This window comes from Natronosalvus caseinilyticus (genome assembly GCF_017357105.1).
Classification (GTDB): Archaea; Halobacteriota; Halobacteria; order Halobacteriales; family Natrialbaceae; genus Natronosalvus; species Natronosalvus caseinilyticus.
This window is the reverse complement of the sequence record NZ_CP071596.1, coordinates 2,905,379-2,923,253: the sequence shown is the minus strand read 5'-3', so window position 1 is coordinate 2,923,253 and position 17,875 is coordinate 2,905,379. Positions and strand designations below refer to the sequence as shown.

Below are 17,875 nucleotides of genomic sequence, written 5' to 3'. Positions count from 1 at the left end.
CCCTCGCCCGGAACTATTTACGCCCGTTCCGCGAAGCGCCCTCCATCGACGTTCCATGCAAGAGTCCAACACGGAGCAGGTCGCCGCACTGCTTGAGACGCTCTCCCTCGAGGAGAAGGTCGCCCAGCTCGGCACGGTACGGATCGGATCGCTCCTCGAGGACGGGTCGTTCTCCCGGGAACGCGCCCTCGAGGAGATTCCCCACGGCATCGGTCGCGTCACGCGCGTCGGCCGAGAGAGCCGCCTCGAGCCCGCGGCGCTCGCTCGCGTCGTGCGCGACGTCCAGTCGTTTCTCGAGGCCAAGACGCGACCCGGTATTCCCGCTATTTTCCGCGAGGAAGCCCTCTATGGGTACGCCGGGCGAGGGGGAACCGCCTTTCCGCAGAGCATCGGGATGGCCAGCACCTGGAATCCCGAACTCGTCGGACGCGTAGCAGACGGGATCTCGAGCCAACTTCGCGCGATCGGTTGTCGGGCAACGCTCGCGCCGGTTCTCGACCTGGGGCTGGATCCCCGGTGGGGACGAATCGAGGAGACCTACGGCGAGGATCCTGCACTCGTCGCCCAAATGGGGCTCGTCGCCATCGAAGGGTTCCAGGGCGGGAGCGGAGAGCCGGTCGTGGCGACCGCAAAGCACTTCGCCGGCCATGGACGGCCCGAAGGCGGCCGAAACCGCGCTCCCGCCTCCTGCTCGTTTCGAACGCTCGAGGCGAACGACCTCCGACCGTTCCATGTCGCTGTCGAACGGGGTGGCGTCGAATCGGTCATGGCGGCCTACCACGCCGTCGAAGGCGTCCCCTGTCACGCCGACGAACGGCTCCTCACCGACGTCCTCCGGGACGAGTGGGGATTCGACGGCACGGTCGTCTCCGACGGCCGCGGGATCGAACTGCTCTGTGACGATCACCGCGTCGTCCCCGACCGTGCGACAGCTGGGAAGACTGCGTTACGCGCCGGTACCGACGTCGAACTCCCGGAACGCGAATGCTATGGTTCCGCTCTTCTCGAGGCGGTTCGCGACGGGGAGGTCCGCGAGGCGCTCGTCGACCGAGCCGCCCGTCGCCACCTCGAGCAGAAGTCTCGACTCGGCCTCTTCGAGTCGGCGGCCCCCGACCCGGACCGAGCCGGGGAGGCCTTCGACAGCGAGGAGCATCGTCGCCTCGCTCGACGAGCTGCTCGAGAACGACGGCGTCCTGCCGCTCTCGGCGGACGCGACCATCGCAGTCATCGGACCGAACGCTGACAGTCCCCGACACCTGCTCGGCAACTACACCTACGCGGCTGCGGAATCGGACGAGAGCGCCCTCGACGTGGTCACGCCGCTCGAGGCCATTCGTGATCGCCTACAAACGCGATCTGTTCGGTACGAGCGCGGGTGTGCGGTTCGCGTCGAGGACGATGCGACCGACGGCGAGTCGCGCGACTTCGATGCCGCGACGGCCGCTGCCAGGAACGCCGACGTCGTCGTGGCCTGCGTCGGGGGCCGATCCGGGATCGACGTGGAACGGGACGCGACCGGTACCGCGGGGGAAGGCCTTGACCGGACGTCGCTATCGTTGCCCGGGCGGCAGCAGGGATTACTCGAAGCGGTCGCCGAAACCGGGACGCCGCTCGTCGTCGTGCTCGTCAACGGACGTCCCCTCTCGCTGGCATCTCTCGACTCGCCCGCGGCCGTTCTCGAGGCGTGGCTTCCCGGCCAGGCCGGTGGACTCGCGATTGCGGACGTGTTGTTCGGCGTCGTTGACGCGACCGGACGCCTCCCCGTATCGATCCCGCGATCGGCCGGACAGCTTCCGGTTCACTACCGCCGGACACCCCTTTCGGCGAAACAGGGCTACGTCGACGAACCCGCGGACCCGTGGTTCCCGTTCGGCCACGGCGAGAGTTACGCGGCCTTCGAGTATGCGAATCTCGAGGTAGAATCGGCGTCGGTACCGATCGGCGGGGCAATCGACCTCTCGCTGGACGTGACGAACGCTGCCGACCGCTCGGGCGTCGAGGTGGTGCAACTCTACGTGCGCGACCGCGAAGTTAGCGTGACGCGCCCAGTTCGGGGAACTCCGCGGGTTCCGGCGCCTCTTGCTCCCGCCAGGCGTGCGTCGACGGGTCTCGTTTTCGCTCCCGACTGACGCGCTCACGCTTCTCGATCGGGACGCCGAGTGGGTCGTCGAACCGGGATCGTTCGAGGTGCAAGTCGGGCAATCGTCGGCCGATATCCGGCTCCGTGAGACCGTGACGGTGACGGGCGAGCGGTCGCCGCCGTCGTCGCCGGTCGCCGTGATGGATTCGATGGGGAATCGCTAGGCCGGCGCTAATTGCTCTCCGTCGTCGGTCGTCCGATCGAGACCCGTACCTACACACCACAAGGTTTATTCGAAGCTTCGAACATCGGTTAGACGATGCACGAGGACGAACCAGACTACCGTATCCCACAGGGCGGCGGCGTCCCCTGGCGGGACATGGGCATGCAGGAGTCACACCGACCCGCGGATCGGGACATCGAGATCACGGACGTGAAGACGATGGCCATCGCCGGAAACTTTACCTGGGGGATCGTCAAGGTCGAGACCGATTCGGGGGTCTACGGGCTCGGCGAGACGTTCCGGGCGGAGGCCGCGCTGGACATGACCGAGCGAATGTCGATCGACCTCGAGGGCGAGAATCCCCTCGACACCGATCGAATCGTCGAACTTCTCGAGCAGCGATACACCGCGACCGGCCGCATCGGTCAGGCGGCGTTTACCGCAATCGAAACCGCCTGCTACGACATCAAGGGGAAGGTGCTTGACGTTCCGGTGTACGAACTGCTCGGTGGGAAGTACCGCGACGAGATCAAGATCTACTGCGACACCCACGGCGGCGAGTCCCTCGGCGAGGCCGTCGCCTACGATCCGACGGACGTCTACACGCCGGAATCGTACGCCCGCGCGGCCCGCGAGGTCGTCGACGAGGGCTTCGACGCGCTGAAACTCGATCTCGACGTGCCGACGCACGCTGCCTACGACGAGGCGAACCGTCGAATGGACAATGCGGCCATCGAGCACAAGGTGCGACTCGTCGAGGCGGTTCGCGACGAGATCGGCTACGACATCGACCTCGGGATGGATCTCCACTGGAACTTCACCGTCGAGACCGCCATCCGCCTGGGTAAGAAACTCGAGCGATTCGACCTGGCATTCCTCGAGGACCCGGTACCGCCGGAGAAGTTCGAGGCCCAGAAGCGGGTCACTCAGGCGCTGGATCTGCCGGTGCTCACCGGTGAGAATCTCGTGAAGCCTCACCAGTTCAACAAGGCCGCCCGGGACGGGGTCTTCGACATTGCTGCTCCGGACGTGAACAAGTGCGGCGGGCTCGGGGAGTACCGAAAGATCGCCATGATCTGTGACCTCTACGGGGTTCCCGTGGCCTCCCACAACATCTCGAGCCCGCTCGGGACCGTCGCCGGAGCGCACGCGTCGGCGTCCATTCCGAACTTTCTGATGATGGAGTACCACTCCCGCGACGTCCCCTGGTGGAACGACATGGTCGAACGCGTCGAGGGGAGCGGTCCGATTCTCGAGGACGGCTACATCGACCTCCCCGAGGGCCCCGGCCTTGGCGTTCGGTTGAACCGCGACCTCTGTCGGGAGTACCTGGCTGACGGGTCCGAACTGATCGTCTGAGTCGCCCTCACTGTCTGGCTCAACTCGAGCGCTTTCGCACTCCTGTTCGTTTCCGAGCCGGGCCCGAATCCTGGAACCCGACTTTTTGCCGGCACTATCGCATCAGAGCCCCACGTCCTCGTCCGGTTTTCGCCACCAGTGATCCCTCGAGCCATCGCCTCGAGAAGGTAGATTTATGTGTCCGCTGAGCACAAGATCAGGCAGCGCATGAGTAAATTGCCGATAGCTCGTACCACCGGGGATATCTGTCGACTTTTTCGCCAGCTCGTCTCTGGTGATCGGGGATGGCAGGCGACGGTAATCGGACTCGGAATCTCGCTCGTTTTTGCAGTGGGTCTGCCCTGATGTCGCCCGTCGGGAATCGCGTTCTTCCGGGGCTCGTCGTCCTGGCAGTGCTCGGTATCCTCGCCAGGATCATCGGCGGCGCGACGGTGGTCAACCCGCTCGTCGTGGCCATCGTCCTCGGCGTCCTCGTGGCGGTTTTCGTCGGCGTACCTTCGTGGGCCGAACCCGGCGTCGGTCGATATAAATTGCTGCTGGAGACCGGAATCGTGCTACTCGGGGCGAGTCTCGCCGTCGATCAGTTGGTCGCGACCGGGCCAGTCATCGTCGTTCTTGCCGTCGCGGTCATCGCAGTGGGCGTCGGGTTTACGGAAGTAATCGGCCGCCTGCTTGGTATTGGACGGGAGTTGCGCCCGCTGCTGGCGGCCGGCGGGAGCGTCTGTGGTGTCTCGGCGGTCGTGGCCGTCGGGAGCAGCATCGACAGCGACGAAAGCGCGATCACGTACGCTGCCGGTACGATCCTCCTCTTCGACGCGGTTACGCTCGTCGCGTTCCCAATCGTCGGCTCCCTGCTGGGCGTCCCGGATCGCCTCTTCGGCGTGTGGGCGGGGTTGAGTCTCTTCAGCACCGGGCCGGCCGCGGCCGTCGGCTTCTCGATGTCCGAGACCGCCGGCCAGTGGGCGACGGTCACGAAACTGATCCGAAATACGTTCATCGGCGTTCTGGCGGTCGCGTACACGGTATATCACGTCGCCGACGCCAAGCGAACGAACGTCTCGCAGGTGTGGTCCCGGTTTCCGAAATTCCTTATCGGGTTCGTTCTCGTCGCGATGCTAGCGAATCTGAACGTACTGGACGAGTCCGCACGTACGTCCGTTTCGCTCGTCGGCGACTGGTTGTTCACGCTCGCGTTCGTCGGCCTCGGAATCGACCTGAACCCGCGCCAGTTCCGAACGACCGGGCTCCGACCGGTCGCGGTCGTCCTCGCCCAGTTCGTGACGGTCACGGGGCTCGCGTATCTCGCCGTCGTGACGCTACTGTGAGGACGCCGCACTCGTATCCACTCGTATCAAGCCTTTAATGAAAAAGTATATAGTTAACATGACTGTATGACGTTAACATGGCATGGGAAGACAGTGCTATCAGACGACGTCAGATTATCAAAGGGGCTGCTGCAGGCGGTAGCGCGTTCGTAGCTGGCTGTCTCGGTGGTGGTGGCGGGGAGGAAGATGGAGGCGGATCGATAAACTTCGTTCACATCGCCTCGTTCGAACCCTCCGCGAACGACTTCAAGGAGGCCTACGATAGCCAGTCCGACGCGACCCTCGAGGTTCAGGCGACGCCCGCGGAATCGAGCTCGAGTCGCGAGTACTACGTCAACCAGTTCGCCGCCCAGTCTTCGGAGTTCGACGTCGGGATGATGGACGTCGTCTGGCCGGCGGAGTTCGTCGACGCGGGCTGGGCCGCGGAAGTCGACGACCCGGACGGGCTCACCGACGAGATGCTCGAGACGCCGGTCGAGACGGTCACCATCGACGACTCGCTGTACGGCATGCCCATGTTCACGGACGCGAACGGGCTCTACTATCGAACCGACCTACTCGAGGAGGCCGGATACGACGAACCGCCGTCCACGTACATGGAACTCGTCGACATGGCTCAGGACATTATGGACCAGTCCGACGAGGACCTCAACGGCTACATCTGGCAGGGCGGTGCCAACGAGGGGTTGACGATCATGTGGCTCAACTGGCTCTGGGGCATGGGTGGCTCGGTCCAGGGTGACGACGGAAACCTCGTCGTCAACTCGGAGGAAGGCGTCGAGGCGTTGCAACACGCCGTCGACCTCATCTACGAGTACGAGATTACGCCCGAATCGATCCCCTCGAGCGGGACCGACGGTAACCGCCAGACGTTCCAGCAAGGGAACACGATCTTCATGCGCAACTGGCCGTACGCGTACGCGCTCTTCCAGGACGACACGCCGGTCACTGACAACTTCGCCGTGACGACGATGCCGAAAGCCGAGGGCAACGAGGACGCGCCCAACTCGTGTATCGGCGGGTGGAGCCTGTTCATCAACAGCTTCTCCGAGAACCAGAGCGCGGCCCAGGAGCTAGCGAACTACGTCGGCTCTCCCGAAGCCCAGGAGCAACTGGCCGCCGAGCGAAGCCGGCTCCCCGTCCGTCAGGAACTCTACGAGGACGGTTACTGGGAGGACAGCGACGCCGACAAGCCCGCATTCCTCGACCGGTTCAGCGAAATCCTCGACCAGACGAGCGCCCGCCCGGCGATTCCGAACTACTCACAGTGGTCGAACATCGTCTACACAGAGTGTAACAACGCACTCACGGAACAGAAATCCCCACAGCAGGCGCTCGACGACGCCCAGGATCAGATCGACAGCGACATCAACGACGCCTGAGAAACCACTGACACCGCGGATCGCGAACCGCCGTCCTCTCGCAGACGCTTGCAATCGTTCGCCCAGTCGAGAGTCCAGGTTTTGCGTGTCTCATGGTATCATTAGACACATTTATGGCTTATGAAGCCACAACGAAAAGCAATGGCAGACTCGACCACTGGAGAACAGAATATCACCCGATTCGGTGAGGAGGGATTACGCGGGCGCCTCGAGCGCTACCGCGAGCTCAGGATCACCGAAGAGGAGCTCGCGATCGCGCTGTTGACCCCGGTGATGCTCTTCTTGCTCGCCGTCTCGTTTTACCCAATCGTGGACACGGTCTGGGCGAGCTTGCACACGGGCTACGTCATTCAACTCCCCACCCAGTCGACCGAGTTCGTCGGTATCGAAAACTATCGGAAGCTCTTCTCTGACGGGAGCTTCTGGAACGCCCTGGGTGTGAGCCTCTTTTACACCTTCGTGAGCGTCCCGATCGAGCTGGTCTTCGGCCTCGGATTGGCTCTGCTCCTCAAGGCCGACTTCAAGGGCAAGTACTTCGCGCAAGCGGCGATACTCTTCCCCTGGGCGCTTCCGACGGTCATCAACGCGAAGATCTGGGCGTGGCTGTTGAATCCCGACTACGGCGTCATCAGCGACATTCTCGTTCGGGTGGGGATACTCAGCGCGCCGTACCCGTTCCTTTCGAAGCCCGATGTCGCGCTGTACGCCATGACGAGTATCACGATCTGGAAGACGACCTCCTTCATGGCGCTCATCATGCTCGCCGGCCTCTCGAGCATCCCCGACCATCTCTACGAATCGGCGCGGATGGACGGCGCCTCGAGGTGGCGTCGATTCCGAGACATCACGCTTCCGTTGCTCAAACCCACCATCCTGGTCGCGCTGATCTTCCGGACGTTGCCCGCGTTCCAGGCGTTCGGGCTTCCGTACGGACTCACCGGCGGCGGTCCCGGAGAGGCGACGACGACGCTCGTCCTCTACACCCAGCAGGCCGCCTACAACAATCCTGGACCGACCAACGGCGGATTCGCGCTGGGCTCTGCGGCCGCGACGGTCATCACCATGATCGCGCTGGTGATCGCACTGATCTACGTCGCCACCCTCTACGAACCGGAGGTGCGGTGAGATGAGCATCGTCGATTCAGTTCGCGAGACGAGGCTCGAAGACGTCGCCCTCTGGGATGTCGGAAAGCGGCTTGGATTCTACGGCTCCATCCTGGCTATGGTGTCGATCTCGATGTTCCCGGTCTTCTGGATCCTGCTCAGTTCCCTGAAGCCGCCATCAGAGCTGTTCGTCTTTCCGCAGGAGTTCCTCCCCTACACCATCGCGATCGAGGACGGCCAACCAACCCTCGTCCAGCAGTTCCCTCTCACGCTCGAGAACTATCGAACGGCCTTGCAAGAGCGTCCCGTCGGTCGGTACCTGATCAACAGCGCCATCGTCGCGTCGGCGACGGCGTTCATCGACGTCGTCCTCGGCGCGATGGCCGGGTACGCGCTCTCGCGACTCCGGTTCCCCTACAAGCTACAGGTGCTGTTGATCATCCTGTTCGCGGCGCTGCTCCCGTTCATCTCCCGGCTCATCCCGCTGTACAAGCTGGCGATCGATCTCCAGGGAACGGCGTTCGGGCCGTTCTTCGGCCTCAACCAGTACCTGGGCCTGATCCTCCCCTACGCGGCCTTCCAGATGCCGTTCGCGGTGTGGATCTTCCAGGCGTACTTCAACGAGCTTCCCGCCTCACTCGAGGAAGCCGGCCTCATGGATGGGCTCTCGCGCGTCGGCGTGCTGTTTCGTATCATCCTCCCGGTGTCGATGCCCGCCATGGCGACGACGGCGATCATCGTGTTCATCTACGCCTGGAACGAGTTCCTGTTCGCCCTGACGTTCATGACGCAGGATTCGAAACGAACGATCACGGTGGGGATCGCACTCTTCGGCGGCCAGTTCAACTCCCCCTGGGGAACGATCACGGCGGCGGTGTTCATGTCGCTCGTGCCGCTCATGGTGTTCATGCTCGTCTTCCAGAAGAAGATCGTCGAGGGGATGACCGCCGGCGTCGGGAAGGCCTGACCGCGGGATTCTGCGCGAATTATTCGTTGCGGAATCGCTCGCACCTCGAGTGTCGCTCTCGGTCTCGAGGCGGATTCGAACGAATCTCGATCCGGCATCTCCTACTGTTTGTCAGACGCCACGTCGTCGGTACGCGTACGTCGAAGTGTGCTATCGCAGTAGAACGTGAATCAGAACCCGACCCGCGACGAACGCTGCGTTACTTGACCACGCTGACGTCGACCGCGTCGACGACCTCCTGGTGGCACGCTTTGAGGCGTCGCCGCTGCTCGCCCGAGAGCGGCGCGAGCGGCGGCAGCGGTTCGCCGAGGTCCAGCCCCTCGAGTTGCACGAGGTACTTGATGGCCGCCGCCGTTGGGAGATCCTGGTAGGCGCTGACCAGCGGCATGACGAGGTCTCGAGTGAGGCGAGTGACCGTCCGGTCGTCACCGCGGTCGTAGGCCGCGTACAGTTCGGCGAGCGCTTCCGGAAACACGTTCGCCGGTCCGGCGATGAGGCCGTCGATCCCGACGTCGAGCGAGGGGGCGGCAGTAGCCGTCATTCCGTTGAAGACCGCGAACGACTCGGGCGTTGCTTCGATCACTCGATGCTGGTAGATGAGATCCCCTGACGTGTCTTTCAGGCCGACGATGGCGTCGTGTTCGGCCATCGTGGCAACGGTGTCCACCGAGATCTCGTTGCCGGTGAGGCCGGGGATATTGTAGAGCAACAGCGGGAGCGGGCTCTCGTCCGCGATCATCGTGAAAAATCGCGCGAGACCGCGCTGTGTCGTGTTCAAGTAGTACGGCGAGACGACGACGGCCGCGTCGGCGCCGGCATCGGCTGCCGTCTCGAGTTTCGATCGGACGTCCCCAACACTCGTTCCGCAACAGCCAGCGAGGACGGTCGTGTCGCCGTCCGCTGCCGTGGTTACGGTCCGGACGACCGTCTCGTGTTCGGTGGTGCTCAGACTCGAGAACTCGCCGATAGAGCTTCCCGGAAAGAGGCCGTTGACGCCGCCGTCGATCAGTGTGCGCGTAAAGTCCGCGAGGGTGGTTTCGTCGATACCCTGGCCAGTTCCGTCGATAGGCGTAGCCATGGGAACGACTGTTCCCGACAGGTCCATACACCGTAGTTGCTCACCGACAAGTTATAATTTGGGATGATTCGACCTCGTCGCAAGACTTATTCTTCCCTTCCCCAACTGTTCGAGCATGAGTCTGGACGTAGCTAGCAGTCTCGACAAGCGGATGCTCATCGCGGGCGAGTGGACCGACAGCGAGAACCGAACGGACGTCGTCCACCCTTACGACGGCGAACGGATCGGCTCGGTACCGATGGCCACCGACGCGCAGGTACGCGACGCGATCGAGGCCGCCGAGGCCGCCTTCGACGCGTCGACGCTCTCGGCGTACCAGCGGTACGAACTACTGGAGGATACGGCCGACCGTCTCGAGGAGCGCGCGGAGGAGGTTGCGCAGGTGATCACGGGCGAACAGGGGAAACCGATCGGCGAAGCCCGAACCGAGGTCGACCGAGCGACACAGACCCTGCGCCTCTCCGCGGAGCAGGCGAAACGGATGTTCGGCGAATACGTTCCGATGGACGCCCAGAAGGGCTTCGCAAAAGACCACTGTTTCACCCAGCGCGAACCCCTCGGCGTCGTCGCCGCCATCACGCCGTTCAACTTCCCGCTCAATCTGATGGTTCACAAGGTCGGTCCCGCTCTCGCCGCGGGGAACGCCGTCGTCGGCAAGCCCGCAACCAACACGCCCCTCAGCGCCATCCTACTGTTCGAGTGCTTGCAGGAGGCCGTCGAGGACTCCCCCGCGCCGGACGGCCTCGTGAACGTCGTCACCGGCAGCGGTTCGACCGTCGGCGACGAACTCCTGGCCCACGACGCCGTCGAGGCAATCTCCTTCACCGGTTCCACCGGCGTCGGAAAGTACCTCGCCGAGAACAGCGGCATGAAGGAGCTGACCCTCGAGCTGGGCGGTAACGACCCGACCATCGTCTGGCACGACACGGACGTCGAGGCGGCCGCCGAGGAGGTCGTCGGCGGCGCATGCTCGAACGCGGGTCAGGTCTGTAACAGCGTGGAGCGCGTCATCGTCCACGAGTCGATCGAGGACGAACTCGTCGACGCGATGGTTGACGCCTGCCGGAACCTGACAATCGGCGACCCGTTCGACGAAGAGACTGACCTCGCGGCGATGGTCGACGGCGACCAGTTCGAGGACGTCGTCGAGATTTTCGAGGAGACCGTCGAGCAGGGCGCGACTGTCGAGTGCGGCGGGAACTACGGCGGCGACCTCGGCGAGTGGGTCTTCGAACCCACCGTCCTTTCGGGCGTGACGCCGGAGATGCCGGCCGCGAAAGAAGAGACGTTTGGCCCGCTCGTGCCCGTCATCAGCGTCGACTCCTTCGACAAGGCAATCGAGGAAGCAAACAACACCAATTACGGCCTCGAGGCCGGCCTGTTCACTCAGGACATCGACCGGGCGAAGCGAGCGGCCGACGCCATCGACGCCGGTGGGGTCAACATCAACACCGTCAGCGGGTTCCGGGCCGACCACATGCCCTACGGTGGGTTCAAGGATTCAGGCGTCGGAAAGGAGGGAATCAAGTACGCGGTCGAACACTTCTCGCGAGAGAAGCTCGTCGGATTCCACCAGGGATTCACGGACGTCTAGGTCGGAGTCACGCGACTACGGCCATCGACCTTTCTCCATCACTCGAGCGAGACCCACCGATCTTCTTCGGCCCCCTCGTAGACTGCTTCCATGATGTCCATGTCGGCGATTCCGTGCTCTCCGTCCGGGTGCAGCTCCGCGCTCCCGCGGACGCGATCGGCGAAGTAATCGAACTCCTCGAGCATCTGATCGACTGGATCGAGTTCGATCGAGGCGCGCCCGTCGCCGCGGGAGACGTACAGCGTTCGACGCTGGTCCTGGAAGAACGCGGGTTCGACGCGGACCTGTCCTTCCGTCCCAGTCACCGTGATGGAACTGGCCTGGCGGGCGTTGTGGCTGGCGTAACACCGCCCGGTCACGCCGTCGGGGAACCGGAGCGCGAACGAAACCGTCTCGTCAACGTCGTCAAAGGCGTCGTGGGTGCTCGAGGTGGTTCCCGTGACCGCGATGGGATCCGAGCCGAGCAGGAAGCGAGCGGTGTTGAGCGGGTAGATGCCGATGTCGAAGAGCGCGCCGCCGCCGGCGAGGTCCTCGTCGAGACGCCACTGCCCCGGGTCGGGGTTTATCCGGTCGAGCAGTCGCTGTGACATCTGGCCATCGACGGCCATCGGCGATCCGACGTAGCCCTCCTCGACGAGTTCGCGGGCGCGTCGGACGGCTGGTTCGGTGTGCATCCGATAGGCGATCATGAGGTCGACGCCGGCGTCCGCGGCGACGGCCTCAAGTTCCCGGGCGCGGTCGCTCGAACGCTCCATCGGTTTCTCACAGAGGACGTGCTTGCCGTACTCGGCAGCCGTCTCGACGTACTCGAGGTGGAGGGCGTTCGGGGTGACGACGTAGATTGCGTCGTAGGCGTCACGGGCGACGCCGTCGTGGAACTGATTGTAGGTGAGCCCGCACGTGGCTCCGTCCGTTTCGTCGGCGAGTCGCTGGGCCTTCTCGGCCGAGCCGCTGACCAGCACCGAAGGAACGCACCGGTTGCTCGACTCGAGGGCGGGCAGGGCTCGTCCTCTGGTAAACCAGCCGAGTCCGATTACGGCGAATCGAACCGGATCCACGTCGCCCGGGTCGACCGTCTCCCAGTCGCGCGCACAGCCGTTACCGATCGCCGTCTCGAGGTCCATGCCTACACCCACCGAACGCGCGCTAATAAACTCTAGGCGGCGGGAATCGTCTCGAACCCGAACCTTTTTTATCCGGAGCGACGGATCCGACTACGTTACCGTGACCAGAACGAACAGCGTGGTTAGCCACTTCGAGTGCTACGACTGTGGCTCGACCTACGACCTAGAGCACACCGAGTTCCCCTGCCCCGAGTGCGGGGGCATCCTCGATCCGAAGTACGACTACGACGCCATCGACGTCTCCCGCGAGGAGATCGAAACCCGAAACGGCTCGATGTGGAAGTACCGCGAACTCCTCCCCATCCTCGACACGGATGACATCGTCTCGATGGGTGAAGGCAACACCCCGGTCGTCGAGTGTCCCGAACTCGCCGAGGAGATGGGCGTCGCCCGCGTCGCGATCAAGGACGAGGGGCAGAACCCGACGAATACCTTCAAGGACCGCGGCGCGTCGGCCTCGGTCTCCGGGGCCTCCCAGCAGGGAATCCGAGAGGTCGCCATCCCCTCGGCCGGCAACGCCGGCCAGGCCGCCGCCGCGTACACGGCTCGAGCGGGCATCGACTGTACCGTCGTCCTCAACTACCAGTCGAACGACATCCAGAAGACGATGGTCGAGGCCCACGGCGCGGACCTCCACCTTGTCGACGGCAAACTCGACAAGGCCGGCGGGAAATTCGGCGAGTTGCGAGACGAGAAGGGGTGGTACACCGTCGCGACGTTCCAGACGCCGTTCAGACACGAGGGCAAGAAGACGATGGGCCTCGAGCTCTTCGAACAGTACGACTGGGGCAGTCCCGACGAAATCTTCTACCCGACCGGCGGCGGCGTGGGCCTGATCGGCATCTGGAAAGCCTATCAGGAACTCGCCGAACTTGGCTGGCTCGAGGACGAGACCCCGCCCAGCCTCAACGTCGCTCAGTCGAAGGGCTGTGCGCCGGTCGTCGACGCCATCGAGGAACACAGAGAGGTACACGAAGCCTGGGACTGTCCCGAATCCATCGCCCGCGGAATCGAAGTTCCCGATCCCGGGGCGTCGCCCTGGATGCTCGAGGCCGTCTACGAGACCGGCGGCACCGGCGTCGCCGTCTCCGACAGCGAGGCCCTCGAGGGCGCGCTGGCGGCCGCGCGACACGCCGGCATCGAGATGTGCGTCGAACCCGGCGCGGCCCTGGCGGCGGCCATGCAGATGGCCGAGGAGGGCGAACTGGACGAGGACGACGAAATCCTCATCATCAACACCGGCGCGGGGAACAAGGCGACCGACGCCCTGAGCTACGCGCTGAACTGAGCGCGTTACAGGCGATCATCGACGCGTTTCGCTCGTTTGAGCGCGCGTTTCGCTCGCTCGGACTCCACGCGATCTCGCTATCGATTTTTCGAACAGTCGAGATACCGATAACGGATTACCGATACCGGTTATCGCCTACCGCGGGAGCGCGTCCGCGAGCACCTGAACCGGCGTCGGCGGACCCTGGCCGTCTGCCGAGAGCAGGTCGTGATTGGTGTCGACCTCGAGGTCATCGAGCTGGGTTCGGCAGGAGGCCCCGGGGGCAACGACGACATCTCCCGTGCTCTCTCCGAGTTGCCCCTCGAGAATTTCGCCGATGGCCGTACTCATCGCGTGGTGTTCGGACTCGTAGCCGAAGGTGCCGGCCATCCCACAGCACGTCGAGTCGATCGGATCGACGGCGAAGCCCGCTCGACGAAGGACGCCGACCGCGTGGTGGTCCTTCTTCGTCGCCTTCTGGTGGCAGTGCCCGTGATACGAGAGCGAGACTGATGGGGCGTCGAAGTCGATCGACTCGTCCAGCCCGAACCCGTCGAGGTACTCGCAGACGCCGTAGGTGTGTTCGGCGACGGTCTCGACGTCGCCTCCCGAGAGCAAATCGAGATAGTCGGACTGAAACATGACGGCGTCGGACGGTTCGACGAGAACGACGTCCCACCCGTTCTCCACGAGGGGTGCGAGCGCGTCGACGTTTTCGGCGGCCGTTCGGCGCGATTTCTCGAGAAATCCCTTCGAATGAGCGGGCCGACCGCTGTCCGTCTGGCCGGCGAGACTGACGTGGACGTTCGCCCCCTCGAACACCCGTATCGCGGCCTTTCCGACCTCGGGGTGACTGTAGTTCGTATACGTGTCCGGGAAGAGAACGGCGCGGCGGTCGGCCGTCGAGCGGGGGACTCGAGAGCCGTCGCGCGCTCGAAACCAGTCCTGGAGCGTCTCCCGCTCGAACGTCGGTAGCGTTCGTTCGCGGGCGATGCCGAGCGTTCGTTCCGCGACGAGGCGACCCCCCGGCAGTGAGGGGAGGACGTTCGAGAGCGGTGCGGTCGCGCTCCCGATTCGAGCGAGCGTATCGACGTTCGCGAAGAGCCGATCGCGGAGACTCGCCCCCTCTCGCTGGTGACGAGCGTGGCTCACTTCTGCTTTGAGTTTAGCCATGTCGACCTCGCTCGGGCAATCCTTCGCGCAGCCCTTGCAGCCGATACAGAGGTCGAGCACCTCAGTGGCGAACTCCTCGTCCGTCGGGTCGTCCGGCAGGTCGCCGCTCATGGCCTGCCGGAGCATGTTCGCCCGCCCCCGTGTGGTGGTGATCTCCTCGTCGGCGGCCCGGTAGGTTGGACACATCACGCCGCCGGTGTTCTCCTGGGTACCGCGACAGCCGCCACAGCCGTGACAGAGCTCGACCATCCCCTGCATGCCATTTTCGTTGTCCCACTCGAGGGCGGGTTCGAACCCTGCATCGAACGCGTACTCGCCGTCGAACCGGAGGTTCTCGGTCATGTCGACGTCGCCGCAGACCTGGCCTGGATTCAGGAGCCAGTCGGGGTCGAACGCAGTCTTCAGGTCGCGAAACGCCTTCCAGAGCACGTCGCCGTAGAGCTTCCGGTTCCACTGGGTTCGGGCCCGGCCGTCGCCGTGTTCGCCCGAGACCGCCCCGCCGAACTCGACCACGAGGTCGGTCACCGCGTCCGAGATGGCCACCATCGTCTCCCGATCCTTCGCCGACTTCGCGTCGATGAGCGGGCGAATGTGCAACACGCCGGGGCCGGCGTGGCCGTAAAACGAGGCGAACGTGCCGGACTTCTCGAGCACGTCCTGGAACCTGTCGACGAACGCGGGCAAGTGCTCGGCGGGAACGGCGCAGTCCTCGATAAAGCTGATGTGTTTGGCGTCGGAGGTTCGCGAGAGCAAGATCGGGTTCGCGGCCTTGCGCATCTTCCAGAACGTCGCCCGCTCGTCGGATTCGTGGGCCTCGAGCGCCTCGAGGGCGGTCGCATTGCGCCCGCTCCGCCCTTCGTTTTCCGACCCTCCGTCGTCGGTTCGCGCTCGCTCGCGCTCGCCGGATCGGACCCGATCGTCGACCAATCTCGCGACCTTCTCCCTTCCCTTCCGGTCGTCGCTCGCGTAGAACTCCACGAGCAACGCCGCGTTCGTCTCGTCGGGCAGCACCGAGACAACCTCCGCGAACTCGGCCGTCTCGCTCGCTAATTCGAGCAGCATGTCGTCGATGAGTTCGACGGCCGCCGGTTCGTGCTTGAGGACGGGTTCGACGTCGGCGACGGCGTCGTGTAAGCGCTCGTAGGTCAGCAGCGCGATGGCCTTCGTCTCGGGAACCGGCTCGAGGGCGACCGTCGCCTCCGTCACGATCGCGAGCGTCCCCTCGCTGCCGGCGAGCAGTCGTGCGAGGTTTACCGATCCCGTCTCGGCCTCCTCGAGCAGTCGGTCGAGGTTGTATCCCGAGACGTTGCGCTTGAGCGCCGGATATCGCACCTCGACGTCGTCGGCGTGGTCGTCGATAATCGTGAGGACGCCGGCGTAGATTCGCGGCAGGATGTCGTCGGCTCTGGCGTCTGCTCGTTCGCGCAGTTTCGATACGGTCACCTCCCCGAAGGTTTCGACAGACCCGTCGGCGAGCACGACCTCGCAGGACTCGACGTAGGCGTCGGTCTTGCCGTATTTGAGGGAGTGAGCCCCGGTCGAATTGTTTCCGATCGCCCCGCCGATTACGCTCCGATTGCCGGAAGCGGGATCCGGCGCGAATTTCAGACCGTCGGGGGCGAGTCGCTGGTTCAGATCCTCGAGAACCGTTCCAGCCTGCGTGCGAGCGATTTTTGCATCGGCGTCGACTTCGAGGATGCCGTCCATGTGGCGCGTGAAATCCAGCACGATTGCCTCGTTGACCGTCTGACCCGCGAGGCTCGTGCCGCCGCCACGAGGGAGCACCGGAATCTCCCGATCGGCACAGTAACTGACCACCGAGGCGACTTCCGCCGTGGTTCGCGGAAAGACGACGCCGATGGGTGTTACCTCGTAGGCAGACGCATCTGTCGCGTACAGCTGTCGAGTGTACACGTCGAATCGCACCTCGCCATCGATTCGGCGACGGAGATCCTCGACCAGGTCAGGGCGCTTGAGGTCGTCGCTAACGTAGTCGTAGTTCGACCGGTCGTCGAGCGCGAGCGCTGTACCGTCGTCTCGGCCCCCGGCATCGTTGCGTGCCATCGCTTGGTTCCCGCTATGAGTTGCCGCGTCTTTGACTTTCGGGTCCCACGTCGACCCGCCGCCGGGATCCCCCTCAATTTGCTAACAACTCACCACTCTCTCGTTCGTCGATCGTATTCGAATCGCTAGCATCGGTTCGGACGGGTCGTGGGCGCGTTTCGGTACAAGAAAGATATATAAAATGGTATTTTCACCTAACCATATAAAATTCGATGTTTTCTGCTGTTCGTTCTGCTAGCGCTCAGTGGAATCCGCTCTTTTCGAATGTGTGCCATCTGTATTGCTTCTATTGGCCATATTCAATCGATATATCGCCACATTCGAACGCCTTCCCGCTACAGTCGATCGGTGCTCTGCCATTCGCGAACGTTCTCACGAATATCGTTCCTCATCGACCGTATACCTCCTCGAGAACAGATTTAGCCCCTGAACGATCGTTTAACGCCGACAGGATCGATTCGACCATCTCCATCGGACGGTACAAATTGTATATTGATATAACACAGTAAAGACTATTATTTGAATTAGACATGTGTGCTCGGCGAGTACCAGTAACCCTTACTCGAGCCAGCGCTAATTTGGTTCATGATCCGATCCTTCGACGGCCGAGAACCGACGATCGCGGATTCGGCATACGTCGACGAGCGCGCAGACGTCATCGGTAACGTCACGATCGAAGCCGACGCTAGCGTCTGGCCGGGGGCCGTGCTCCGGGGCGACCACGGCGAAATCGTCCTCGAGGAAGGCGCGAACGTCCAGGACAACGCGACAGTTCACGAGGGGTCGACGATTGGCCCCTACGCGACCGTCGGCCACAACGCGATCGTCCACGCCGCGACGGTTGGCGAGCGGGCGATGGTCGGGATGGGGGCAATCGTCCTCGACCGGGCGACGGTCGGCGCGGAGAGCCTGGTCGCTGCAAATAGTGTCGTCACAGAGGACACCACTGTCCCCGAGTCGGTGCTGGTCGTCGGTGCCCCCGCCAAAGTCAGAAAGGAGGTCGAGAATTCGCCGTGGGCAACCGCTGCGGATCACTACGTGGAACTCGCGGGGCGGTACGCCGAGACGTCCGAGGTTCTCGAGCGTGGGACGCTCGAGCCGGATATGGAGAGTGAATCCGATTAGGCCGAATCTC

General features: G+C 63.8%; 14 protein-coding genes. 11 read left to right on the top strand and 3 right to left on the bottom strand.

Annotation, left to right across the window (positions count from 1 at the left end; translation table 11 throughout):
* Positions 1-55 precede the first annotated feature (55 nt).
* The 8 genes from J1N60_RS14005 (at position 56) to J1N60_RS13970 (ending at position 8,440) form a co-directional block, all read left to right on the top strand.
* Positions 56-1,243 carry a glycoside hydrolase family 3 protein gene (locus tag J1N60_RS14005; protein ID WP_312908369.1) on the top strand — a complete coding sequence of 396 codons (1,188 nt, stop codon included), beginning with the start codon at positions 56-58 and terminating at the stop codon, positions 1,241-1,243.
* A complete protein-coding gene (locus J1N60_RS14000; protein WP_312912589.1) occupies positions 1,152-2,129 on the top strand; it encodes a glycoside hydrolase family 3 C-terminal domain-containing protein in 978 nt (325 codons plus the stop codon). Before J1N60_RS14005 ends, J1N60_RS14000 begins: the two co-directional genes overlap by 92 nt.
* Positions 2,095-2,304 carry a fibronectin type III-like domain-contianing protein gene (locus J1N60_RS13995; protein WP_312908367.1) on the top strand — a complete coding sequence of 70 codons (210 nt, stop codon included), beginning with the start codon at positions 2,095-2,097 and terminating at the stop codon, positions 2,302-2,304. The genes J1N60_RS14000 and J1N60_RS13995 overlap by 35 nt, the downstream gene beginning before the upstream one ends.
* Before the next feature lie 95 nt (positions 2,305-2,399).
* Positions 2,400-3,662, top strand: coding sequence for a mandelate racemase/muconate lactonizing enzyme family protein (locus tag J1N60_RS13990; RefSeq protein WP_312908365.1), 1,263 nt, complete (start codon positions 2,400-2,402; stop codon positions 3,660-3,662).
* A gap of 344 nt (positions 3,663-4,006) precedes the next feature.
* On the top strand, positions 4,007-4,987 hold the full coding sequence (locus J1N60_RS13985) for a YeiH family protein (protein ID WP_312908363.1): 981 nt from the start codon (positions 4,007-4,009) through the stop codon (positions 4,985-4,987).
* Between the two features lie 77 nt (positions 4,988-5,064).
* Positions 5,065-6,369, top strand: coding sequence for an ABC transporter substrate-binding protein (locus J1N60_RS13980; protein ID WP_312908361.1), 1,305 nt, complete (start codon positions 5,065-5,067; stop codon positions 6,367-6,369).
* A 141-nt stretch (positions 6,370-6,510) separates the two neighbouring features.
* Complete coding sequence (locus tag J1N60_RS13975) at positions 6,511-7,494, top strand: carbohydrate ABC transporter permease (RefSeq protein WP_312908359.1); 984 nt, start codon at positions 6,511-6,513, stop codon at positions 7,492-7,494.
* Between the two features lies 1 nt (position 7,495).
* Positions 7,496-8,440 carry a carbohydrate ABC transporter permease gene (locus J1N60_RS13970; RefSeq protein WP_312908357.1) on the top strand — a complete coding sequence of 315 codons (945 nt, stop codon included), beginning with the start codon at positions 7,496-7,498 and terminating at the stop codon, positions 8,438-8,440.
* Between the two features lie 199 nt (positions 8,441-8,639).
* Here J1N60_RS13970 and J1N60_RS13965 read toward each other — a convergent pair whose 3' ends face one another.
* Positions 8,640-9,518, bottom strand: a complete 879-nt coding sequence (locus J1N60_RS13965; protein ID WP_312908355.1) for a dihydrodipicolinate synthase family protein — start codon at positions 9,516-9,518, stop codon at positions 8,640-8,642.
* A gap of 115 nt (positions 9,519-9,633) precedes the next feature.
* Between J1N60_RS13965 and J1N60_RS13960 the strand changes: the two genes are divergently transcribed.
* Positions 9,634-11,112, top strand: coding sequence for an aldehyde dehydrogenase family protein (locus J1N60_RS13960; protein ID WP_312908353.1), 1,479 nt, complete (start codon positions 9,634-9,636; stop codon positions 11,110-11,112).
* Between the two features lie 38 nt (positions 11,113-11,150).
* Here J1N60_RS13960 and gfo6 read toward each other — a convergent pair whose 3' ends face one another.
* Positions 11,151-12,236 carry a D-xylose 1-dehydrogenase Gfo6 gene (gene gfo6, locus J1N60_RS13955; protein ID WP_312908352.1) on the bottom strand — a complete coding sequence of 362 codons (1,086 nt, stop codon included), beginning with the start codon at positions 12,234-12,236 and terminating at the stop codon, positions 11,151-11,153.
* 100 nt (positions 12,237-12,336) lie between these two features.
* Here gfo6 and J1N60_RS13950 point away from each other — a divergent pair, with 100 nt between their 5' ends.
* On the top strand, positions 12,337-13,524 hold the full coding sequence (locus J1N60_RS13950; protein ID WP_312908350.1) for a threonine synthase: 1,188 nt from the start codon (positions 12,337-12,339) through the stop codon (positions 13,522-13,524).
* A 135-nt stretch (positions 13,525-13,659) separates the two neighbouring features.
* Here the strand turns inward: J1N60_RS13950 and J1N60_RS13945 are convergent, their stop codons facing one another.
* Positions 13,660-16,740 carry an FAD-binding and (Fe-S)-binding domain-containing protein gene (locus J1N60_RS13945; protein ID WP_312908349.1) on the bottom strand — a complete coding sequence of 1,027 codons (3,081 nt, stop codon included), beginning with the start codon at positions 16,738-16,740 and terminating at the stop codon, positions 13,660-13,662.
* Positions 16,741-17,325: 585 nt separating this feature from the next.
* Here J1N60_RS13945 and J1N60_RS13940 point away from each other — a divergent pair.
* Positions 17,326-17,865 (top strand): gamma carbonic anhydrase family protein, encoded by a 540-nt coding sequence (locus J1N60_RS13940; protein WP_312908347.1) that lies wholly within the window; start codon positions 17,326-17,328, stop codon positions 17,863-17,865.
* Positions 17,866-17,875: the final 10 nt, after the last annotated feature.